This is a genomic window from Bradyrhizobium sp., assembly GCF_049581145.1.
Lineage (GTDB): Bacteria > Pseudomonadota > Alphaproteobacteria > Rhizobiales > Xanthobacteraceae > Bradyrhizobium.
Genome location: NZ_JBAURI010001043.1, coordinates 1 through 21,716, shown reverse-complemented (window position 1 = coordinate 21,716; position 21,716 = coordinate 1). Strand labels below are relative to the sequence as shown.

17 protein-coding genes are annotated in these 21,716 nt (G+C 63.7%); 5 read left to right on the top strand and 12 right to left on the bottom strand.

Features of this window, described 5'->3' with window-relative positions; translation table 11 throughout:
* From WCB02_RS33725 to WCB02_RS33690, 8 genes are all read right to left on the bottom strand, one after another.
* The coding region (locus tag WCB02_RS33725) for an FAD binding domain-containing protein (protein ID WP_423965297.1) at window positions 1-619 on the bottom strand (619 nt) is incomplete at its 3' end.
* Window positions 616-3,609 carry a xanthine dehydrogenase family protein molybdopterin-binding subunit gene (locus WCB02_RS33720; protein ID WP_423965295.1) on the bottom strand — a complete coding sequence of 998 codons (2,994 nt, stop codon included), beginning with the start codon at window positions 3,607-3,609 and terminating at the stop codon, window positions 616-618. The genes WCB02_RS33720 and WCB02_RS33725, both read right to left, overlap by 4 nt.
* A 130-nt stretch (window positions 3,610-3,739) precedes the next feature.
* Window positions 3,740-4,582 carry an AraC family transcriptional regulator gene (locus tag WCB02_RS33715; RefSeq protein ID WP_423965292.1) on the bottom strand — a complete coding sequence of 281 codons (843 nt, stop codon included), beginning with the start codon at window positions 4,580-4,582 and terminating at the stop codon, window positions 3,740-3,742.
* Window positions 4,583-4,595: 13 nt separating this feature from the next.
* Window positions 4,596-5,363, bottom strand: coding sequence for an ABC transporter permease (locus WCB02_RS33710; RefSeq protein WP_423965288.1), 768 nt, complete (start codon window positions 5,361-5,363; stop codon window positions 4,596-4,598).
* Window positions 5,364-5,379: 16 nt separating this feature from the next.
* Window positions 5,380-6,213 (bottom strand): ABC transporter ATP-binding protein, encoded by an 834-nt coding sequence (locus WCB02_RS33705; RefSeq protein WP_423965286.1) that lies wholly within the window; start codon window positions 6,211-6,213, stop codon window positions 5,380-5,382.
* 16 nt (window positions 6,214-6,229) lie between these two features.
* On the bottom strand, window positions 6,230-7,273 hold the full coding sequence (locus WCB02_RS33700) for an ABC transporter substrate-binding protein (RefSeq protein WP_423965284.1): 1,044 nt from the start codon (window positions 7,271-7,273) through the stop codon (window positions 6,230-6,232).
* A gap of 73 nt (window positions 7,274-7,346) precedes the next feature.
* Window positions 7,347-8,774, bottom strand: coding sequence for a UbiD family decarboxylase (locus WCB02_RS33695; protein ID WP_423965282.1), 1,428 nt, complete (start codon window positions 8,772-8,774; stop codon window positions 7,347-7,349).
* 25 nt (window positions 8,775-8,799) lie between these two features.
* Window positions 8,800-9,411, bottom strand: a complete 612-nt coding sequence (locus tag WCB02_RS33690) for a UbiX family flavin prenyltransferase (protein ID WP_423965279.1) — start codon at window positions 9,409-9,411, stop codon at window positions 8,800-8,802.
* 140 nt (window positions 9,412-9,551) lie between these two features.
* On the opposite strand from WCB02_RS33690, the gene WCB02_RS33685 reads away from it, so the two are divergent.
* Entirely contained in the window at window positions 9,552-10,472 is a 921-nt protein-coding gene (locus tag WCB02_RS33685) for a LysR family transcriptional regulator (protein ID WP_423965276.1), read from the top strand.
* Window positions 10,473-10,481: 9 nt separating this feature from the next.
* Window positions 10,482-10,670, top strand: a complete 189-nt coding sequence (locus tag WCB02_RS33680; protein ID WP_423965274.1) for a hypothetical protein — start codon at window positions 10,482-10,484, stop codon at window positions 10,668-10,670.
* 68 nt (window positions 10,671-10,738) lie between these two features.
* Here the strand turns inward: WCB02_RS33680 and WCB02_RS33675 are convergent, their stop codons facing one another.
* Window positions 10,739-12,238: an NAD-dependent succinate-semialdehyde dehydrogenase gene (locus tag WCB02_RS33675; RefSeq protein ID WP_423965299.1), complete on the bottom strand. Its 1,500-nt coding sequence runs from the start codon at window positions 12,236-12,238 to the stop codon at window positions 10,739-10,741.
* A 142-nt stretch (window positions 12,239-12,380) separates the two neighbouring features.
* Window positions 12,381-12,701 carry a hypothetical protein gene (locus WCB02_RS33670; protein ID WP_423965272.1) on the bottom strand — a complete coding sequence of 107 codons (321 nt, stop codon included), beginning with the start codon at window positions 12,699-12,701 and terminating at the stop codon, window positions 12,381-12,383.
* A 343-nt stretch (window positions 12,702-13,044) separates the two neighbouring features.
* Here WCB02_RS33670 and WCB02_RS33665 point away from each other — a divergent pair, with 343 nt between their 5' ends.
* Window positions 13,045-14,238: a serine hydrolase domain-containing protein gene (locus WCB02_RS33665; RefSeq protein WP_423965270.1), complete on the top strand. Its 1,194-nt coding sequence runs from the start codon at window positions 13,045-13,047 to the stop codon at window positions 14,236-14,238.
* A gap of 157 nt (window positions 14,239-14,395) precedes the next feature.
* The gene (locus WCB02_RS33660; protein WP_423965267.1) at window positions 14,396-16,090 is read left to right on the top strand and encodes an AMP-binding protein; all 1,695 of its coding nucleotides are present in this window, start codon (window positions 14,396-14,398) and stop codon (window positions 16,088-16,090) included.
* 157 nt (window positions 16,091-16,247) lie between these two features.
* Here the strand turns inward: WCB02_RS33660 and WCB02_RS33655 are convergent, their stop codons facing one another.
* Together WCB02_RS33655 and WCB02_RS33650 are read right to left on the bottom strand one after the other, a co-directional pair.
* On the bottom strand, window positions 16,248-18,701 hold the full coding sequence (locus WCB02_RS33655; RefSeq protein WP_423965264.1) for an ATP-binding protein: 2,454 nt from the start codon (window positions 18,699-18,701) through the stop codon (window positions 16,248-16,250).
* 1,283 nt (window positions 18,702-19,984) lie between these two features.
* Entirely contained in the window at window positions 19,985-20,986 is a 1,002-nt protein-coding gene (locus tag WCB02_RS33650; protein ID WP_423965262.1) for an adenosine kinase, read from the bottom strand.
* 95 nt (window positions 20,987-21,081) lie between these two features.
* Between WCB02_RS33650 and WCB02_RS33645 the strand changes: the two genes are divergently transcribed.
* Window positions 21,082-21,716, top strand: a 635-nt coding sequence (locus WCB02_RS33645) for a lipid II flippase MurJ (RefSeq protein WP_423965260.1), incomplete at its 3' end; no start/stop codon positions are given.

The window sequence follows — 21,716 nt, the reverse complement described above, 5'->3', positions numbered from 1 at the left end:
GGACGCCCTGCTTGCTGGCGACCGCGGCGCAGGCAACGATCGCGAAGTCGCCGTGACGCCGCGCGACCTCGCGGAACGCGCAGCGCGCACCGTCAAGCGACGGAAATGAAACCGCCTCGATCATTTCGTCGGCCGCGCGGGACGTCGACATCATGCCGGTGAAGAACTCACCGGCGGCGACCTTGCGACGCGTCCTGGCGGTTCGCAGGTGGACGTGCCCGCCAAGCGCCAGCAGAGCAAGCGGCATTTCCGCGCTGGGATCGGCATGAGCGATCGAACCGCAGATCGTGCCGCGACTGCGGGTCTGGGCATGCCCGGTCCAGGGCAAGGCGCGCGCGATGAGACTCAGTTTTTCGGCAAGCGGAGGCCAATCCAGCAAGGCCCGCTGCCTGACGCCGGCGCCGACCGTCACCGCTCCCGATGTCGCGTCGATCCGGTCCAGCTCCTTCAAGCGCATGATGTCGATCAGCACCCTGGGCTTGGCGAGCCGCGCGTTCATCATCGCCATCAGCGACTGGCCGCCAGCGATGATCTGCGCGGCGCCTCCTTCCGAGGCCAGAACCTGCAGGGCTTCCTGCAGCGTTTCCGCACGCACGAAGTCGAACGGAGCCGGCTTCATGACCGGCGCCCCAGCAACGAACGTAACCTGCCCAGCAGCGACGGTTGCGCTCGCTCCCGTGCGCCCCCGGCCTGACGCGCCAGCGCCGAAAAAAACTGTCCGATGATGACGCGCGCCGCGCCGTCCAGCAGTCGGCCACCGATGCTCGCCACCTTGCCTCCGATGGCCGCGTCGTATTCGTAGCGCACCAGGGTGCGGCCATTGTCCGGCGTCAGCGTGATGCGACCTTCGCCGTGACCGAATCCCAACGTGCCTTCGGCGGAGCCGCCCAGCGTCACGGCGCGTGGCGCGTCGAGGTTGGACAGTATCACTTCCGCCTTGTAGCGGCCCTTCACCGGCCCGATGCCGATGGTGACATCGGCCCGGAACTGCGTGTCAGAGACTTTATCCACGCCGTGGCAGCCGGGGATGACGGCCTGGAGCGTTGCTGGATCAAGCAGCATCTTCCAAACCATCTCGGGTGAAGCGGCCACCGTCGCGTTGCCGTCCCCATGGAGCTGGCGCCCCTCATTGGCGGTTTTCCCCGTATCGGTGAGGCGATACCCAGGGGGAGGCGGCGGTTCGGCGCCGCGAACGATCTCCGCCAGTTTGGCCGGAACCAGCGGCAGCTCGACGTCTTTCATGCCAAGCGCATCGGCGACTGCGTTGGCGATACAGACGGGCGTCGACATGCAGTTGCCTTCGCCGACACCCTTCGAGCCGAGCGGCGTGAACGGCGACGGCGTCTCCATGTGAAGGATGACGGGATCCGGAACTTCGGCACTGGTCGGCAGCAGATAGTCGGCGAAGGTGCCGGTCAGAAAGCTGCCGTCCGCTGCATAGGCGTGTTCTTCATAGAGCGCTGCACCCAAGGCCTGCGCAAAGCCGCCGCGGATTTGGCCATCGACCATTGCAGGATGAAGGATGGTGCCGCAATCGTGCATGGTCACATAGCGATCGACGCGCGTCATCAGCGTCGTGCGATCGATCTCGACGCCGCAGAAGTCGAAGATGAATCCGTGGCAGAGCGACGAGTTGACCCGATCCTGCTCGTCGGGCGGGGTGAGTTCTGGCGGCGTCCAGAACACCGTCTCGCGGATGGTCTGCGGAACGTCGTCCGGCAAGGTGCCCGGCGCCCAGTGACTGAGCGCGGCCAGTCGCGAGAACGCGATCCGGGTATCGGGATTGCGGCGCGAGCTCACGCTGCCTTGCGCGAACACGATGTCGTCCGCATCGGTATTGAACTGGCTTGCGGCGACCCGCGCCAGACGGGCCGCGATCCGTTCGGCCGCGAGTTTCGCGGTGCCGGCGACCGCCGCGGCGAAGCGACTTGCATAGTTGCCGGACGCGATCGACCAGGCGTCCTTCGCGGTATCGATCTCGGCGTTGACCCTGACCTCCGCCGGCGTGAGACCGAACACATCCGCCACGACCTGCGACAGCACGGTGCGATGGCCCTGGCCTTGCGGGACCGACGCGACATGGACGGAGACGCTTCCGACCGGATCGAGTGCCACGGTAGCCGTGGCCTGCGCGCCATTTTTCGGTCCCGCCTTCTTGCGCTCAGCGGCGGTCAACACCGTCGTGATGTAGCCCATGTTCGAAACGCTGGGTTCGACGACCGCCGTGTAGCCGATTCCATAAAGCCTGCCCTCGGCGCGAGCGGCGTCTCGGCGCAGCTTCAATTCCGCAAGCTCCCCGCCGTCGACGCCGCGCGCAACCGCTTCCTGGTAATCGCCGGAGTCCAGCAGCGCGCCTGTTGCGCTCCTGTACGGAAACAACCCGGCCGGGACGAGGTTTCGCCTGATCACGTCCAACGGATCGAGCTCGAGTTCGACGGCGATGCGCTGCATCAGCCGTTCCAGCGCGAAATAGACCTGCGGCCCACCGAACCCGCGGTTCAGTCCCGTGGGCGTCTTGTTGGTGACGACGACCCGATTTCTCACCGCCACGTTCGGGATGTCATAGGCGCCGGTCAGGTTGCCGTGCATGCGGTACAGCGTGGCGGGCTCCGGCGCGCGCAAATGCGCGCCGCAATCCTCCACCTGGTTCCAGTCGAGCGCCGAAATCCTGCCGTCGGATGCGACCGCGGCCGACAGCAAAGTGACACGGTTGGTTGCGGACACGGAGGCAGCGAGGTGCTCGAGACGATCCTCGATCCACTTGACCGGACGTCCGACGGCGCGCGATGCGGCTGCGAGCAACACAATGTAGGGAAACACGCCCTGCTTGACGCCGAAACTGCCGCCGGAATCCGGCGGGGTCCGCAGCCTGACGCGGTTGCCCGGCACCTTCAGGGCCCGCGAGATCACCGCGTGAATGCTGAACGGGCCCTGGAAATTCGCCAGAATGTCGAAGGCGTCTTCGGCTGCGTCGTAATCGGCAACGACGCCATACGTCTCGATCGGCGTGCAGGAATTTCGCGGGTATCCGATCGCGATCGAAATCTGGTGTTCGGCCTCGGCGAAGGCGCGCTCCGGATCGCCATAGCGGAAGCTGCGGTCGCTGGCGACATTGCCGCCGAAGCCATCATGAAGCACCGGCGTCTCGGGCAGCGGCGCCTTGAGAGGATCGATATTGGCGCCCAACGCCTTGTACTGCACCTCGATCAGGTCGACGGCGTCCTCGGCTTTGTATCTGTCGGAGGCGACGACCACGGCAACGGGTTCGCCGACATAGCGCACCCGCTCGACGGCAATCGGCCAGCATTCGACCGGTGCCTTGACGCCGACGACGAGACTCGTTGTCAGGGCCTTGATGTCGTCGCCAGTGAGCACCGCGACGACGCCGTCAGCGTGGCGCGCGGCCTCAGAATTGATCGAGACAATTTCTGCATGGGCATGCGGCGAGCGCAGCATCGCGGCGTAGAGCGTGCCGGGCCGGACGCCGAGATCGTCGATGAAGCGGCCGTGCCCCGTCAGCAATGCGGCATCTTCGATGCGCGGGATGGATCGGCCGACCCAGGGGCGCACTGCATTGTCGGCGATTGCTAAACCTGCCGCGTGCGGCATCCGAAAATGTCCTCCCGGTCACGTCTTGATGACGGCTTGGGGAAGGGTTTTCAGCAAACTGCGGCGCCGGCCATACCTTCCACTCTCGCGACTTGCCAATTCATCTCATTCTTGACGCTGCAGCGCAGCATCAGCTGGCAAGCCGCGAGACTTGCCGGAACTCATTCGGCGAAACGCCGGCATTGTTGCGGAAGAAGCGGCTGAAATGCGCAGGATCGGAAAATCCCAGACGGGCGCCGATCTCCCCGACGGAAATATCATGATGGAGCACGGCCTCGACCGCCTGCTCCATGCGCACCACGTTGAGATAGACCTTCGGAGGCAGGCCAATTGACGACTGGAACAACCGGAAGAAATGCGGGCGGGACAGACCGGCCTGCTTCGCCAGTGTCTCGACGTCGGCCACACCGCCGGCGTTGCAGCGCATATATTGCGCCGCGCGCCTGATCCGACGATCGCAGACCGATGCGTTCAGTTCACGGATCGATCTCGGAAAGCTCTTCCACGGCGTAAACCTCTCGATGACGGCGATCATCAGATCTGACAGCAGGGCTTCGTGCTCGGTGCGGCATTCGGGACGCGCCATCATGTCGGCGGCAAGATCCATCGCGAGTTGCCGGATGCGGGGCGACACCTCGCCGTGGGGCTGTCCAAAAAAGCCCGGCGCACCGCTCGCCGCCCATCCAGGCCGGAACGCCTTCAGCCAGGCCGGCTCGATATACAGCGCGAGAATGAGCGTTCGCGGTCGCGAGGGATCATGGAGGTAGGAATGCGGCTGCCAGCCGTCGACAAGCACTGCGACCGAATCGGTCAGAGGATGGATGGCGTCGCCGACGATGAACTGGGTGTCGGCGCCTTCCACCTTGAGCAGGACGTGACAATGCGGATGAGCGTGACGGACCAGAGAGCAGTCCATATCGAGCAGGGCGACCCTGCCGAAATTACCGTGCGCAATCCGCAGAGCCGTCGACATTGGAACCTCCCGGTCAGTTTCTGGACTTCCAGGGTACGACCCACCGCTCGATCTCATCAAGCACGACCGCAAACAGGAAGCCGAGCAGCGCGATCACCAAGAGCCCGACATACATCGTATCGACCGTCAGCACCTGCCAGGCGTTCCAGATCATGAATCCGATTCCATCGTTGGCCGCGACCATTTCCGAGATCGCGATCAGGATGAGACCCATCCCGACCGCGAGCTTGATTCCTGCCATGATCGACGGCAGCGCACCCGGCAGCGCGATGGTGCGGAACACCTGCCACTTGCCGGCGCGAAAATTGTGTCCGACATCGAGGTAGATCCGATCGAGGTTGACCACGCCGAGCACCGTGTTGATGAGGATCGGATAAAACGCTCCGAGCGCCACCATCACGACCTTCGACAGTTCACCCAGACCGAAGATCAGCAGGACCAGCGGAAGGATCGCGCTTTTCGGGATCGGATAGGTGGCCGAAACCAGCGGATCGATTGCCGCCCGCAACGGCCGCGAGATTCCCATGGCGAGGCCGAGCAACAGGGCCGGAACGCCGCCCAGCAGCATGCCGAGCGCAAGACGCCGCAGGCTGGCCAGCGTATTCGAAGCCAGTTCGCCTGACGCCAGGAGAACACCGATCTGGTGCGTGATGCGGCTCGGTGGCGGGAAAAACCGCACATCGATGGCGCCGGAATCCCCGGCGAGTTCCCAGGCGAGCAGAAGCGCCAACGGCGTGACGACGCCGATCAGGCGATGAGGCACTCGGGACGAGTCGGTCATGTCTCTTCACGTTTCCTCATGTTCCCTTGCCGCTTTCCGATTGGCGGGCGCGAAGCACTTCGTCCCGCAACTGTTCCCAGATGTGGACGACGAGATCGCCGAACACGGGATTCTGGCGCAACTCCAGCACATGGCGCGGTCTTGTCAGCGGCACGTCGATCACCGCCTTCGACCGCCCGGGACTCGCGGTCATGATCATGATGCGATCGCCGAGCGTCACCGCCTCCTCGACGCTGTGGGTGATGAACACCACCGTCTTCTTGGTGGCCTCCCAGATCCGCAGCAATTCCTCATGAAGCAGCAGCTTGTTCTGCTCGTCGAGCGCGGAAAACGGCTCGTCCATCAGCAGGATTTCCGGATCGTTCGCGAACGCACGCACGATCGAAACACGTTGGCGCATCCCGCCGGACAATTGATGCGGATAGAGCTCGCGAAACTGCCAGAGGCCAATGCGCTCGAGCCACAGGCGAACGGTCGCGGCGATCTCGGCCTTGTTGACGTGCCGCATCCGCAGACCATAGGCGGCATTGTCGTAGACCGACATCCAGGGAAACAGCGAGTCTCCCTGGAAGATCATCGAATTCGCCGGCCGCGATCGTTCGAACTGGCGGATGTCAATAATGCCTGCGCTCTGCCGCTCGAGTCCGGCAAGCATGCGCAGCAACGTGGTCTTGCCGCAGCCGCTCGGGCCGACGATCACGAAAAACTCGCCCTTCTGCAGGTCGATGGATATACCATCCACCGCGACAAAACCCTTGCGTCCGAACTGTTTCCGCACGCCCGACAGGGAGATCTGGATGTCCCTTTGGAGCGGCTCGGTCGTTTGCTCCAACACCTGAGGGGCAGGCATCGTTGCCTCCCGCTGCTCAATGCGCCGGTTCATACGGACCGAGTTCCTTCACGGCATGTTCCGCAAACGACATGTCGACGACGTCGGTCGCGGCGACCGGCTTTTCGATTTGCCCCTGGGCCTGGAAGAAGCGAAGGTCGTCGGCCAGACTGGACATGTTCACATCGCCGTTCGGCGATATTCCGTTCGGGATCATGGTCTTGAAGATCGCACGGTCGGTCAGTCCGGTCGTTTTCATGATCAGATCGATCACCCGGTCGGCGCCGGGTCCGTCGAAATGCCCGTCCCGCGTCGCGTCGTTATAGACCCGCGCGGCCTTGACATACGCCGTCATGAAACGTTGCCCGACATCGCGGCGTTTCGTCAGCAGCGCATCGCCATAGAGCAGTGCAGCGACCTGCTGGCCCGGATAGAGGCCATCGTCCGAGAGTCGCACGGCCACGCCGCTTGCGATCGCGCCGGTCGCCGACGGTTCGGTCGTGATCGCGCCGTCGATCGCCTTCGACGTCAGGGCGGCAACCTGCTGCGGATAGCTCAGGTTCACTTCGGTCGCATCCTTCTCCTGAAGACCGCCCTTGGCCAGCGCCACGCTCAATTTTGCGTTGGTGGCCGAGCCAGGACCGGCAGCGGCAAGCTTCAGACCCCTGAGATCGGCGAGCGACTTGACCTTGCCGGTGTCAACGAGATCCTTGCGGACGATCAGCGGCATGTAATCATAGCCCGGCGGGGTCGACCCCTTGTCGGCGACGATCTTCACCATGATGCCGCGGGAGACGGCATTGTAGAGCCCCGCGGACGAGGCGCCGGCTCCGACGTCGATCTGCCCCGCGCCCAGCGGCGCGATCATGCGCGGCCCGGAGTCGAACGGGATGAGCTCGACCTTCAAGTTTTCTTCCGCGAAGAAGCCACGCTCTTCGGCGATGTAGAACACGATGTCGCTGATGACCTTGTTGATGCCGACCCTGACGCTATCCACCGTCTCGGCCCGGCCGACGCCGGGCTCGAACATCATCGCTGCGCAGACCGCAATCGCGGCGAGCGCACTGAACCTGCTGCGCATGACCCCATCCCCGTTTGAACTCGACCGGCTGCCGGCGCGAGCTTCTTGTCAGTGGCTCCATCGATCGCTGCGCCTACCCCGCCGCGCCCGCCATCGTTTTCGCGAAAGCGGTACCGGAATCCTGCTCAAGCATGCTCATCAGATCAAGTTCTTCAAGTCCCTTGACGTGGATGCGCTTGAATTTCATCATGTCGGCTTCCACCGGTTTGGTCGCGTCGAGCCCCATTTTGGCGCTGATGCCGGCCTGGCTGGACGGATCGAGCCTGGAACCCTGCGCACCGGCCACCACGACCAGATCGCGATCCGCCTGAAACCTTGTCGCAACCGCCCATTCGATTTCATGTGGATTGTCGATGTCGACGTCGGGATCGACGACGGTCACCTGCTTGAGATCGTAATGGCCGCCGAACGCGCCCATGATGATGTTCTTGGGCTCGCCGTCGTTGCGCTTGTCGATTTTGACGACGAGGTGATAGCGACATGTCCCGCCCCGTGTCAGCCGCACATCCTGCACGCTGGGAAAGCTGCGCTGCAGGTGATCGAGCAAGGTCGCTTCACGGGGAATTTCTCCCAGCAGCAGATGCTCCATGCCGCCGCCCACGATGGTATGGAAGATCGCGTGCTTGCGATGCGTCACGGCGTCGACCTGAATGACCTCGCGATTGGCGCGGGCACCGTAATATTGTGGGAACTCGCCGAACGGACCCTCGGGCTCTCGGACCTTGGGCAAAATCCGCCCCTCGATCACGATTTCGGCGTGGGCCGGCACGCGAACCTGGTTGGTCCTGCACTTCACCATGTCCACCGGCGCGCCCAGCAGCGCGCCGGCGATTGCCATTTCGTCCTCGTCGAGCGCCGCAATCGCCTGCGAGGCCAGGATGCAGGCTGGGTGGACGCCGATGACGAGTGCGATTTCCAGCGCTTCTCCGGCCTGCTCCGCCATTCTGAAATAATGATGGGTATGCCGGGGCAGCAGCAGGACGCCGATGCGGTCCGGCCCGCTGACCTGACAGCGATGGATCGAGACGTTCTGGATGCCCGTCTTCGGATTGCGCGCGATCAACAGCGCCGCGGTGATATACGGGCCGCTGTCGTGCTCGTTGTGTTTTGGGATCGGCAGGAGTTTGAGGAGATCGACGTCGCGATGGACGACCTCCTGAACGGCCGCCTCCTTCACCTCGGTCCATGGCAGCGGCTGACGCGCGGCCTGCTGGAATCGCGACAATAGTTGCTCAGTCGGCACGCCGATCGAATCGGCGACCCAGTTGCGGTCGACAAACAGATTGGCCACGACGGCGATCGCGTGGCCGCCCGGCCGCGGAAACATCACCGCACGATCGAGCTCGAGTTTCTTCGATACCGCGGCCAGCTGGTCGATCAGTGAGACCCCCTCTCGGGCCACAGCGAGCCGGCCGGTCGCGGCGAGACGTTGCAGCCAGCTTCTCAGATCGGGGGAAGCATTGTGGCCGATCCTGGCGCGTGCAGCCTCTGTGTCCGTCATCTCGACACCTCTCGTCCCATGCCCATCAGGTCTCGCGCTTGGCCGCCGGACGGCGGCGCGAATCCTCCCGCTCGCCCCACCGATGCGCCACGCCGACGTCGATATCGAACAGATCCAGGGCACGGCCGACGGTGTGGTCGACCATGTCTTCAAGCGTCTGCGGCTTGGCATAGAAGGCGGGAACCGGCGGCGCGATGATCGCCCCCATTTCCGACAGCGCGGTCATGCTCCTGAGATGGCCGGTATGCAGCGGAGTCTCGCGAACCAGCAACACCAGCCTGCGCCGTTCCTTCAGCGTGACGTCGGCCGCGCGCGTCAGCAATGTCGTCGTGACGCCGGAGGAGATCTCCGACATCGACCGCATCGAGCAGGGCGCGACGATCATGCCCATGGTCCGGAACGAGCCGCTCGAGATCGAGGCGGCCATATCGTCGATGGCATGGGTGGTGTGGGCGAGCGTCTTGACGTCGGCGATCTTGAGCGTGGACTCGTAGGCGAATGTCAGTTCGGCCGTCTTCGACATCACGAGATGGGTCTGCACGCCCGCATTGCGCAGCAACTGCAGCACGCGGACACCGTAGATCACGCCTGACGCGCCGGAGATTCCAACAATCAGGCGGCGTGGCGGTGGCTCCATGTCAGATTCCAGTTTTATCAAATGATCCGCCGCTCCGGCATGAATGCCCGTCTCGCCGTTACGATGATAGGGGCGCTTTACAATCAAAACAAATAATAGATATTGATGAAATCGATCATTTTCAGTGATGTAGCGGACCGATGGATCTGAAGCAGCTGAATTACTTTCTGTGCCTGGCCCGCGAGGGCAACATGACACGGGCGGCGCGCCAATTGAACATCGTGCAGCCGGCCCTGAGCATGCAGATCGCCAAACTCGAAAAGGATCTGGGAAAGCAGCTGTTCGACCGGGCGGCGCACGGCGTGTCGCTGACATCGGCGGGCGAAACCCTGGTGCGCCTCGCCGAAACCATTACCAAGGAGGTCGATCGCGCCAGGGAGGAGATGGCGCATGTCGACGGCGTGATCTCGGGCCGCGTCAGCATCGGCATGATCACATCGGCGGCCCAGAGCACACTTGCAGCATCATCGGCAAAAATCGCAGCGAGATATCCGGGGATCCGGCTTCTGATCTGTGAAGGCTATACCGACACGCTGATCGCTTGGGTGGTTTCCGGCGAATTGGACGTCGCGATCATCAACATACCGCGGAGGAAGATCCCGCTGACGGCGCATCACATCCTCGACGAGGAGATGATGCTGGCCGGCGGAGCGGGCAACAACTCGCACCTTTCCAGGACCGTCTCCTTCAAACAGGTTGAAAGCATGGACGTGGTGATTCCGTCGCGGCGGCATGGCCTGCGCATGATCCTGGACGATGCCGCCGCGACCGCCGGCTTCATCCTGAAGCCCAGGCTGGAAATCGATACGCTGCCCGCAATATGCGAGATCGTTGCGTCAACGGAGATGGTGACCATCCTCCCCGGCATCGCTCTCAACGCGTTTCTCGCCGAGAGACGAATCCGCGCGCAAATGATCCGCCGTCCGGCGATTTCGCGGGCCGTGGGCTGGGTGACAAATCCCAGACGCATCATTTCAGGCGCGGCTGCGGCCGTCATGGAGATCATCTCCGCTGATTTGAACGCCGCGGCGAACGCCGCTGCTCGTCTGGTGGAAGGCTAGCCTGCGAAGATGCCCGGCGCGCTTTCGCCTTTGGCTGAGGCTCGATCGGCGATACCCAGCTTCAGGAACTGGACGAATACCAACATCCTGGTCGACGACCTCAATGCCGTTCCCGAGGCACGCACCGAGCTTCAACGCTACACTGTGAGCCTGGCCCTCGACCGCGCCATGAAGGCCCGCTTGGTTGCACAACTCTGAAGCCACCGACCAACGCAGCCACGGCGCAACCAACTAACTTGAGGTGTCGGCATCCGATGCCGGAAAAACTACACCCCCGCCATCATCACGTATTTGATCTCGACGTATTCTTCCATGCCGTGATGCGAGCCTTCGCGGCCGAGGCCGCTTTGCTTGACGCCGCCGAACGGCGCCACTTCGGTCGTGATCAGGCCGGTATTGACGCCGACCATGCCCGACTCCAGCGCTTCCGCCACCCGCCAGACCCGGCCGAGATCCCGCGAATAGAAATAGGATGCCAGGCCGAACGGCGAATTGTTGCACATCGCGATCACGTCGGCCTCATCCTTGAAGCGGATCACCGGCGCCAGCGGGCCGAAGGTTTCCTCCTGCGCCACGAGCGAATCCGACTTGACGTCGGCGAGCACGGTCGGCTCGAAGAAGGTGCGGCCGAGCCCGTGGCGCTTGCCGCCGGTGACGACTCTGGCGCCACGCTGGACCGCGTCGGCAATATGGCGCTCGACCTTGTCGACCGCCTCCATGTTGATCAGCGGTCCCTGCGTGACGCCGGATTCGGTGCCGTCGCCGACCTTCATGACCGCGACCTTCTTCGAAAGCTTTTCCACGAACGCGTCGTAGATCTTGTCCTGGGCATAGAGGCGGTTGGCGCAGACGCAGGTCTGGCCCATGTTGCGGTATTTCGAGACGATTGCGCCATCGACCGCGGCGTCGATGTCGGCGTCATCGAACACCACGAACGGCGCGTTGCCGCCAAGCTCGAGCCCGAGCTTCTTCACGCCGACCGCGGCCTGCCGGTACAGGATCTTGCCGACTTCGGTCGATCCGGTGAAGCCGACAAAGCGCACCGCCGGATGCTCGCACAGCACCTTGCCGATCGGCGGCGCATCGCCAGTGATGATGTTGAAGACGCCCTTTGGAATGCCGGCCTTCTCGGCCAGCACGGCGAGGGCAAGCGCGCTGAGCGGGGTCTCATTGGCGGGTTTCAGCACCACGGTGCAGCCGGCGGCCAGCGCCGGCGAGACCTTGCGGGTGATCATCGAATTCGGGAAATTCCACGGCGTGATCGCGCCGCAGACCCCGATCGGCTGCTTGATCGCGAGCAGCCGCGCGTCCGCGCGCTGGGTCGGGATGGTCTCGCCATAGACGCGCCGCGCTTCCTCGGCGAAGAACTCGACATAGGCGCCGCCGATATCGACTTCGCCAAGCGCTTCCGGCAGCGGCTTGCCCTGTTCCGAAGTCAGGATCAGCGCCAGATCCTCGCGGTTGGCAATGATCAGGTCGAACCATTTGCGCAGCAGGTTGGACCGTTGCTTGCCGGTGAGCTTGGCCCAGGCCGGGAACGCCCGCTCGGCGGCTTCGACCGCATGGGTCGCGTCCGCGGTCCCCAACTGCGCGATCTTGATCAGCTCGACGCCGGTGGCGGGATTGATCACCGGATGCGAAGGCGTTCCGACCCATTCGCCGTCGATGTAGCAGCGGTCGCGCAGCAGCGAGGCGTCCTTCAGGCGGTCGTGCAGGGAGGAGGAGCTCGAGGCTTGCGAAGCGCGTGCGGCGGCGGTCGGGGTCATGGCGTTGCTCCTCGGATTTATTGGGGCGTCGGAGCGGAATATAAGCCCAAACGTCCGCCAATGCACCGGGCGTGGGCGCGGTCCAGCCCTTCAAAGCAAGTTGAAGAACTGATCCGAGACAGAGGACCGCCAAACCCGTGTATCAGGCTGCGCCGCTCATATAGGTGTCGCGCCGGCCGATCATGCGCTCCGCTGCAACCTTGGCGTCCGCCTTGGTCGAGGTGGCGCAGGTGCGATATTCGAGCTCCGGCGTTCCGTTGCTGCCGCGGCGGCCGAACCATGACTTGGAACCGACCTGCAGCAAGGCCAACGCCTGCGCCACATTGTCGACCGCGCCGAAAGAGTGCAGCGCGCCGCTTGCGGCAAAACGGACTTCATAAATTCCCGGCGAGATCGGCGCCTCGATATTCTCGCCACGCCCGGCCCGCGGGTAGCGCTTCCATTCACTCCAGGTCGAAATCATCGTGCCCCCTTTTTGCTGCTGCTCGAAGCTGCAAATGGCTGGAATCAATTGATCGGCCAGAAGCGCCGATTCTACTTTGCTTTGAACACGTTAGTACAAAAAAAGTTTCACGCTGCAAGACCCGGCAAGACATAGCGCCGATGCGCCTCGCGGTCACGCGCCTAGCCGGGATTTCCCCGTAAATTGTGCACCAGTGTGACCATTATGTGTCGACAGCATGGCGGCATCGGACGCCTGATCACGACATCGCGACCGGGCTTGGCGACGCGGTCACCGGCTTGCGAGGTGCGGCCGGCGGGAGGATGATCCGGTCGCTTCCAAAAAATAACCCGGAGGAGACCCCATGCAGAGCCAAGCTCAGATCGATCAGTTGTTGCGCCAGAAGAGCGACGCCAAGGAGATTCCCGGCGTGGTCGCGATGGCCGCGAGCGGCCAGGATATCATCTACCAGGGCGCGTTCGGCAAACGCGATCTTGCCAAAGACGACGACATGACGCTCGACAGCGTGTTCTGGATCGCCTCGATGACCAAGGCGATCACGGCCGCAGGCGCGATGCAGTTGGTCGAGCAGGGCAAGCTCTCGCTGGACGAGCCGGTCGGTAGATTGCTGCCCGACCTCGCATCGCCGCAGGTGCTCGAAGGTTTCGACGCCAACGGCGAGCCGAAGCTGCGGCCGGCGAAGACCGCGATCACCTTGCGCCACCTCATGACGCACACCGCGGGATACTGCTACAATATGTGGAACAGCGACATCGGCACCTATCTGGAAAAGACCGGCCTGCCGCCGATCACCAGCTGCAAGAACGACGCGCTGAAAACGCCGATCGCGAGCGACCCCGGCACCCGCTGGGAATACGGCACCAATATCGACTTCGTCGGCAAGGCGGTCGAAGCGGCATCGGGCCAACGGCTTGATGCCTATCTGCGCGATCATCTGTTCGCTCCGCTCGGCATGGGCGATACCAGTTTCAAGATCACGGATTCGCAGCGCCAACGGCTGGTCGGCATGCATGCGCGCGGCGCGGACGGAACGCTGGCGTCGATCCCGTTCGAACTCGAGCAGGAGCCGGAATTCCACATGGGCGGAGGCGGGCTCTACAGCACCGCGGCCGACTACATCAGGTTCTGCCAGATGATCCTCAACAAGGGCCGCGGCAACGGCAACCAGGTCTTGAAGGCCGACACCGTCGCCTTGATGGGGCAGAACCACATCGGCGACCTCAACGTCACCAAGATGATTTCGGCGACGCCGATGTACAGCAACGATGTCGACCTCTACCCGGACATGGTGAAGAAGTGGGGCCTGAGCTTCCTGATCAACACCGCAAGGACCCCTGAGGGCCGCAGCCCCGGCAGCCTCGCCTGGGCCGGGCTTGCCAATACCTATTACTGGATCGACCCGTCGCGCGACCTTGCCGGCGTGATCCTGATGCAGTTGTTGCCGTTCGCGGATGCGAAATGCCTGGAAGCCTTCACCGGCTTCGAGCGCGGCGTCTATGCCGGGCTCGATGCGGCGCGCGGCCAGCACGCGGCGTAAGGCAAGCGACGAGTGCGGTGCTGCCCTCCCTCTTCGCGAGGGAGGGCGGGCTCCCGCCGCTTGACCCGCGATAGATCGGGCCTGTTCTATCCGCGCTGATGAATTAAGATGCGCGAAACCGGGCCGCGCGTTGCGCGGAAATCAGGAGGGAACGGACTTGGGCGAACGAGCCGACAGTTATGTTTGCGGGATTGCCGATGCGCCTCTGCTCGGCGACACCATCGGCAGCAGCCTCGACAAGGCATGCGCGCGCTGGGGCGATCGCGAGGCGCTGGTCTCGCCAAGCCACGACGTCCGCTGGAGCTGGCGCGAATTTGCCGCGCGCGTCGATGCACTGGCCGCGGGCTTTCTGGCGCTTGGCCTCGAGCGGGGCATGCGGATCGGTATCTGGTCGTTGAACCGCCCGGAGTGGACGCTGACCCAATTCGCCGCCGCCAAGGCCGGGCTGATCCTGGTCACGATCAATCCCGCCTACCGGTTGAGCGAACTGGAATTCGCGCTTGGGAAAGTCGGCTGTGCCGCGATCGTCACCGCCACCGCGTTCAAGACCAGCAACTACATGGAGATGCTGAATACGCTGATGCCCGAGCTTGCGCGCGCCGAGCCCGGCCATCTGCGCGCGGCGCGGCTGCCGCAACTGCGCGCGGTGATCCAGATCGGCGGCCCGCTTTGCCCGGGCACGGTCCCGTTCGACGAGGTCGCGCGCATGGGCGGCGAGCAGCATCGCGATCAGCTCGCTCTGCTCGGTGACAGCCTGCAGTTCGACGATCCCGTCAACATCCAGTTCACCAGCGGCACCACGGGTTCGCCCAAGGGCGTCACGCTGACCCATCACAACATCCTCAATAACGGATATTTCGTTGGCCGCGCCATGCGCCTGACGGAAGCGGACCGCATCTGCATTCCGGTGCCGCTGTATCACTGCTTCGGCATGGTGATGGGCAACATGGCCGCGGTGACGCTTGGCGCCGCCATGGTCTATCCCGGCGAAGGCTTTGATCCGTTGACGACGCTTGCGACCGTCGAGCGGGAGAAATGCACCGCGCTTTATGGCGTGCCGACCATGTTCATCGCCGAGCTCGATCATCCCGAATTCGCGCGCTTCGACCTGACCTCGCTGCGCACCGGCATCATGGCCGGCGCGCCCTGCCCGATCGAAGTCATGAAGCGCGTCAACAGCGCGATGAACATGAGCGAGGTGACGATCGCCTATGGCATGACCGAGACCAGCCCGGTCAGTTTCCAGAGCGCGGTCGACGATCCCCTGGAGCGGCGGGTGTCCACGGTCGGGCGCGTCCATCCCCATGTCGAGGTCAAGATCGTCGATCTCGAAGGCAGGATCGTGCCGCGCGGCGCCCGCGGCGAGCTCTGCACCCGCGGCTACAGCGTGATGCTGGGCTACTGGGACGAGGCCGAGAGGACCGCCGACGTGCTCGATCGCAATGGCTGGATGCACACCGGCGATCTCGCCGTGGTCGACGACGCCGGCTATTGCAACATCGTCGGCCGCATCAAGGACATGGTGATCCGCGGCGGCGAAAATCTCTACCCGCGCGAGATCGAGGAATTTCTCTATCGTCACCCGAAGATCCAGGACGTGCAGATCTTCGGCGTCGCCGACGACCGCTATGGCGAGGAGCTCTGCGCCTGGATCAGGACGCGCGCCGGCGAGACGCTGACGGTGGAGGAGATCCACGCCTTCTGTCACGGCCAGATCGCCCACAACAAGATCCCGCGCTACGTCGAATTCGTCGACGAATTTCCGATGACCGTGACCGGCAAGATCCAGAAGTTCATGATGCGCGAGGCGGTCGAGTCCAAGCTCGGGCTAAAGGCGGCGAAGACGGCGTAAGGAAGGCATCAACCTGTCCGTCATGGCCGGCGTTGAGATAATCGGGTCTGCATGATCGGCGGCTCGAAGGGGTCGGCGGAGCGGGCGCGGACATAGCCGCGGCTTTGGGGGAGCTTCTACCGGGAGGCACGGTGCTGCGATCGCGCTCGCTGGACCTTCATCCGGGTCGCCGCCGCAGCGTCGGACATCGCGCTAGCGCAGCCTCAAGCTGATCCACCCTGAAGGGCTTTCGAAGCAGGGGCGCCCCGGGCCCCGCCATGTCGGCGATCGCCGTGGTATCAGAATATCCGCTCGAGAATATGATCGGGATATCGGGACGCCTTTTCCGCGCAGCCTGGGCGACCTCGGCTCCGCTGATACCGGGCATGGCGAAATCCACGATCATCACGTCCGGTTCGGAGCAGTCGAGGGCGGCGAGGCCGGCATATCCGTCTTCGGCTACCAAGGTCTTGTAACCAAGTGAACTCAGAGACGCTTCCAGAAAGCTGCGAACATCGGGATCGTCGTCCACGACAAGCACGAGCGCGGATATTGTCGCGACGGGTGAATCTTGCTGCTGTTCTTCCGGTGCGCCGGAGGCGGCTGTCGTACGCGGCAAATAGAGGCGGACGGTCGTTCCTACACCCTCCTCCGATTCAATGCGTGCGATGCCCCCCGCCTGCTTCGCGCTTGCATAGACCTGACTCAGTCCGAGACCCGTTCCCTTGCCGGCGCCCTTGGTCGTGAAGAAGGGATCGAAAGCCCGCTCAACCACATCCGGCGGCATCCCTGGTCCTGTATCGCAGACGGAGAGCTCGACGTATTCGCCATCACGCAAGGTAGGATTATCAGCGACGTGCACCGCGCTCATTTTGATAGCGAGTTCGCCATTTGCCTCCATGGCGTCACGCGCATTGATCGCCAGGTTCAAGATCGCCATCTCTAATTGCGTCGGATCGCATTGGGCTGACAAATCTTCCCGTCCCAAATCGAGCTTGAGCCTCACATTGGGTCCAAGCGTTCGATCCAGGAGATCACTCATCTTCTGGACCAACTCCTGAATTCTCACGGATTTGAGCTCGAGTTCCTCCGCCCTCGAGAAAGCGAGCAGTTGCCCTGTCAGCTTCGACCCCCGTTGGGCGGCATGCAGGCCTGCCTCAGCCCACCGGCGCACGCTGGTTTCATCCGAGGGCTTGCGCCTGATCAGGTCGAGAGTTCCCGTAACCCCCTGAAGCAGGTTGTTGAAGTCATGCGCAATGCCGCCCGTCAAATGGCCGAGCGCCTCCATTTTCTGGGACTGGCGAAGCTGCTCCTCGACAAGCGTCTGCTCGGTGATATCGCGGCCAAAACCGTAGAGCCGATCGCCCTCCGGCACCGTGGTCCAAGCAATGATGCGTCGCTGGCCATTCTTGTGAAGAAACCCAAGCTTATACTCCACGACGGGTTTGCCCTCAAACAGCTGCGCCATGCCCGCGGCCCCGGCCTCGCGGTCCCCCGGCGCGACAAATTCCATGACGTCATGGCCCAAAGTCTCCTCCAAGCTCCAACCAAGATTATTGACCCAGGCCGGATTGGCTTCGATCAGGACACCACGCCTGTCGCCGACCGCCATCACCACCGGAGACAGCCGCCAGATCCGATCGCGCTCACGCGTTCGCGCGTCCACCTGCTGCTCCAGCGAGGCATTGACGACCCGCAGCGCTTCCTCGGCGCGTGCGCGATCCACCGCATCCCAAAGACGACGCGCCACATCTTCGATGAGCGCCACCTCATGGCGATCCCAGCGATGGGGATCGCGACGATTGACGAAAAGACTGGCGCGGAAGCGGCCGCCCCTCAACAGCGGGACCGAGACATAGGAGCGGGTACCTATTCCTGCCCAGAGATCGAAGTCGTTCCTGGGATCTGCCTCCACGTCCGGCACAACAACGGTTTCGCCCCGGCGTTGAAGCGCAATGTTGTGCGCCCCAAAAGACTCCGCCTGGAATTGACCGGTGATGGGCGCCACGCCGTTGACGTAGCAGGTTGCCAGCATGATGGTGGAATCGTCGTCCAGCATCTGACCATATCCGACGCGGTTCGCCCCGAGTTGCTGTCCCAAAGCTGCAATGGCCTCGGCGATGATTGCGGTCGGCTCCGTGAGGTGGCGAAGGCGATCGAGAAGCCCAAGCAGAAACGTTTCGCGGATGATGGCCGATTTTTTCGCCGTGATGTCGATGGCGGTGCCGATGACGCGGATGCATTCGCCGCGATCGTTGAACAGGCCCCTTCCTTTGGCTGCGACCCAGCGGATGATGCCGTCTTCCTTGCCGATGGTTCGGTACTCGGCATCATAAAGACTTCGCACGGAAGGATCGCACGCGGCCGCATAACTAGCGGCGGTGTGTGGCAAATCCTCGGGATGCAGGCCGGCATAGAAGTCAGCCATCGAGACCTCGACGTCCGCCGAGATTCCGAACATGGCCTTCACGCGCGGTGGCCAACAGAGCTTGTCCGCGATGGGGTCCACATCCCAGAGTCCGACCTCGGAACTCTCTGTCGCAAGACGCAACTGCTCTTCGCGACGCCGTAACGCGTCATCACTCGCGTCCGCGCCCTCAAGGAAGATGCCGGTGGAAAGCTCGTCCGGCATGCGACTATCAGCCATTGAACCCCAGCAAAATACTCGCGATAAAATCCGAGAACATTAAAGCGCAAAATCTGCGCGCTGCCTACCGGACCCGAGCCGGGGCGCCAGGTTCCATATTTGGTTGTTTTGCCGGCGTTGGGTCCGGAAGCGCACATACCGTACGCGCATAAAGGCAGGCCGCCGCAACGCCACCCCTGCTGACTTCCGAGTTGGTCCCATTCACGACAGGGGCGACCGTAGCAGGGCAGGCCACGTGCGGCATGCCCCGAGGCCGGCAGCGACAGTTCTTCGTGCAACCGGTAGTCTGGCGCATCGAAAACGAACGGGTAACACCCCCATGTCGGTCGTGTCGCCCGCAGGGTCGGCCCAGCCGTGGAAAGCGCCGTCCAGTTCGCTCGGCCCCGCAGAAGGGAGCCGAGCGGTCAACCCGACCCGGACGGCTGACCGACCAGCGTAGTGGGGGTTCATCCCGATGAGTTTGTCGTTCGCGTCTACCTGAGGCCAGATTCCGCGCCGCTCGGGTCCGACCAGCGAAAGTACGCGCCGCTCGGAGCGGTCAACCGTTCCGCAAGGGGGCCGACGCGATTCGCCAACGCATTCACGTCCTCCGCGGACGCGATCGGCAGGCCGATCGTCGAAAAATGAGACGCCATGGGAATCCCCCAACACCGAGAAACGTTTGCCCAGTCAATCGCGGCCGGGCCGACGACCGTCAATGAGACCGCGAGCGGCTGATTCCGGCCGGGAGCGGAAGTTTCCAGAGCACGGATCCATAAGGCCCTTGATGACCCGATAGGATTTCGGCCCTTCAGATTGGTGAAGCGAACCACTAGACGCACGATCCCACGAACCCGATCCTATCAGAGTTTACCCATCGCTTGTCATTCCGGGATGCGCTCCGGCCGGCGATAGCCGGTCGGAGTGCAGACCCGGAATCCATAACCACAAACCGACCTGTTTCGGCAGGCGCGGCAACGCGTGCAAAACGCAACTCCATGCCGGTGGTTATGGATTCAGATCTCGCGCAAGAGCGAGCCCCGGAATGACGGCAGAGGAGATGTGTGAATCCGATAGCCCCGTGCGCAGAGAGATCAAGCGCCGTGCATATGACAGCTTTCGCGAAGTGGCTCGTCTAGGCCTACGCCAACCGGTCGCGCGGCTGGCAAATAGAACTCTTGGTGCTGATCAGGCCGCTGCGGCTCCCCTCACGCGCCCCGCCTACACTCAAGCTTTGGCACGGCGACCTCCCCCGCACCCGCCTTCGCCCGATGGCAGGCTGTGAGAAACTACACCGGCAACCCCGCCTGCTTCGCCAATTCCTTCAGCGACACCTGCGGCCGGGCGCCGATGTGCTGGATCACTTCGGCGGCGGCCAGCGCGCCGAGCCGGCCGGCGTTCTCGTGGCCGGCGTTGCGCACCACTCCGAACAGGAAACCGGCGGCGAACAAATCGCCGGCGCCCGTCGTGTCGACGATGGCTTCGATCGGATAAGCCGGCACCGCGATCACGCCGTCTGGAGACGCCACCACGCAACCCTTTTCGCTCCGGGTCACGACGCCAAGCTTCGCATCGGCGCGCAACTGCTTCAGCGCGGTGTCGAAATCGCCGGTCTGGTACAGCGAATGCAGCTCGGCCTCGTTGGCGAAGATCAGGTCGACGGTGCGCTTGCGCATCAGGTCGAGAAATTCGTCGCGATAGCGATCGACACAGAACGCGTCCGACAGCGTCAGCGCGACCTGGCGGCCGGCGCCATGCGCGATCGCGGCGGCCTTCACGAACGCCTCCTTGGCGTTCTTGGGATCCCAGAGATAGCCTTCGAGATAGGTGATCGCGGCGGCGGCGATCTCGCCTTCGTCGATATCTGCCGGCGTCAGATCCTGCGCGGCGCCGAGGTAGGTGTTCATGGTGCGCTCGCCGTCGGCGGTCACCAGGATGTAGGAGCAGCCGGTCGCAGGGCCGCCGGCCGCCGGCCTGGTCTCGAACGCGACGCCGGCGGCGCGGATGTCGTGGGCATACATCCGCCCGATCTGGTCATCCCTGACCTTGCCGACATAGGCGGCGCGCGCGCCCAGGCTCGCGATTCCGACGATGGTATTGGCGGCCGAGCCGCCCGACATTTCAGTCGCCGGGCCCATGTCGCGGTAGATTGCCGCCGCGCGGGCCTCGTCGATCAGCGCCATGCCGCCCTTGGCCATGCCATGCGCTTCGAGAAAGGCTTCGTCGGCCTTGACCAACACGTCGAAAATCGCGTTGCCGATCCCGAGAACGTCGTATTTTGCGTCGGCCATTGATCCCGTCCTGTTTACCGCGATTTGCGAAACGCTGCGGCCTATCACGATCCGACTGGCGCCAGCAAGCGATGCGGCTGCTATGAGAGAGCCAAATGATCCGCTCTTTCCTCATGGTCTCCTCGGGAACGCTGGCCTCGCGGCTGCTCGGCTTCCTGCGCGACTCCATGATCGCGGCACTGCTCGGCACCGGCGGAATCGCGGACGCCTTCCTGGTGGCGTTCCAGCTCGTCAATGTCGCGCGACGGCTGCTGACCGAGGGCGCCCTGAACGCGGCGCTGGTGCCGAGCTGGCTGCGGCTGCGCGACAGCGAGGGCGCGATTGCGGCCGCCGGCTTCGCTGGCCGTGTGCTCGGCACCATCAGCGTGCTCCTGATCGCGGCCACCGCGCTGATCGGCCTGTTGATGCCGCTGGTCATCGCGACACTGGCGCCGGGATTTGCCGGCCACGAAACACTGCAGCTCGCAGTCACCGACGCCCGGCTGATGCTGCCCTATCTCGCCTTCGCGGGCCCCACCACCGTGCTGCTGGCGCTCGCCAGCGCGCAAGGCCGCTTCGCGCTGACCGCGTTCTCGCCGCTTCTGTTCAACATCGCGCTGATCGTGGTGATGGCGGCGCTGATCTTCGCCAGGCAAGCGGCAGATGTCGTCGCGCCGGCGCTGGCGGCGACCGTCGGCGTGGCCGGCTTGCTGCAACTGCTGATCATGGTGCTGCGCCGTCACGGCGACAG

Bases quoted from the DNA above. Each gene is read 5' to 3' on its own strand.
- WCB02_RS33720 (WP_423965295.1), bottom strand. From the start codon at position 3,609: ATGCCGCACGCGGCAGGTTTAGCAATCGCCGACAATGCAGTGCGCCCC.
- WCB02_RS33715 (WP_423965292.1), bottom strand. From the start codon at position 4,582: ATGTCGACGGCTCTGCGGATTGCGCACGGTAATTTCGGCAGGGTCGCC.
- WCB02_RS33710 (WP_423965288.1), bottom strand. From the start codon at position 5,363: ATGACCGACTCGTCCCGAGTGCCTCATCGCCTGATCGGCGTCGTCACG.
- WCB02_RS33705 (WP_423965286.1), bottom strand. From the start codon at position 6,213: ATGCCTGCCCCTCAGGTGTTGGAGCAAACGACCGAGCCGCTCCAAAGG.
- WCB02_RS33700 (WP_423965284.1), bottom strand. From the start codon at position 7,273: ATGCGCAGCAGGTTCAGTGCGCTCGCCGCGATTGCGGTCTGCGCAGCG.
- WCB02_RS33695 (WP_423965282.1), bottom strand. From the start codon at position 8,774: ATGACGGACACAGAGGCTGCACGCGCCAGGATCGGCCACAATGCTTCC.
- WCB02_RS33690 (WP_423965279.1), bottom strand. From the start codon at position 9,411: ATGGAGCCACCGCCACGCCGCCTGATTGTTGGAATCTCCGGCGCGTCA.
- WCB02_RS33685 (WP_423965276.1), top strand. From the start codon at position 9,552: ATGGATCTGAAGCAGCTGAATTACTTTCTGTGCCTGGCCCGCGAGGGC.
- WCB02_RS33680 (WP_423965274.1), top strand. From the start codon at position 10,482: ATGCCCGGCGCGCTTTCGCCTTTGGCTGAGGCTCGATCGGCGATACCC.
- WCB02_RS33675 (WP_423965299.1), bottom strand. From the start codon at position 12,238: ATGACCCCGACCGCCGCCGCACGCGCTTCGCAAGCCTCGAGCTCCTCC.
- WCB02_RS33670 (WP_423965272.1), bottom strand. From the start codon at position 12,701: ATGATTTCGACCTGGAGTGAATGGAAGCGCTACCCGCGGGCCGGGCGT.
- WCB02_RS33665 (WP_423965270.1), top strand. From the start codon at position 13,045: ATGCAGAGCCAAGCTCAGATCGATCAGTTGTTGCGCCAGAAGAGCGAC.
- WCB02_RS33655 (WP_423965264.1), bottom strand. From the start codon at position 18,701: ATGCCGGACGAGCTTTCCACCGGCATCTTCCTTGAGGGCGCGGACGCG.
- WCB02_RS33650 (WP_423965262.1), bottom strand. From the start codon at position 20,986: ATGGCCGACGCAAAATACGACGTTCTCGGGATCGGCAACGCGATTTTC.